Here is a 264-nt window from a genome sequence, read left to right as displayed (position 1 = left end):
CATTTTCTAAGTCAACTGAGCTTTGATGATGTCAAGCCAATAGCTTTTACGGCGGAGTCATTATTTCGACCTCCCCTGAGCGGTGATGAAGGGATCCGGCTTTTAGTTTATTTATGCTCACTTTTTCTAAGTCACCTGAGCGGTGATGAAGGGAGGGATGGACGATGGAAGGGCTTTCTCGTATAACGATCTCACATCACACGAGAGGTCGTCCCTAATCGCGATTGAATCGATCAGCTTAGATTTCTCAGTCACGTGAGCGGG

General features: G+C 47.0%; 1 protein-coding gene. It reads left to right on the top strand.

Going from position 1 to position 264, the window contains the following annotated elements:
- On the top strand, nucleotides 1-186 hold a 186-nt coding region (locus tag AAEY79_RS15275), incomplete at its 5' end, for a hypothetical protein (RefSeq protein ID WP_352289345.1).
- Nucleotides 187-264: the final 78 nt, after the last annotated feature.

The organism is Psychrobacter sp. GW64-MNA-CIBAN-0177 (genome assembly GCF_040309585.1).
Taxonomy (GTDB): domain Bacteria; phylum Pseudomonadota; class Gammaproteobacteria; order Pseudomonadales; family Moraxellaceae; genus Psychrobacter; species Psychrobacter okhotskensis.
The sequence above is the reverse complement of the archived record's forward strand: the minus strand, read 5'-3'. Positions and strand labels throughout refer to the sequence as shown.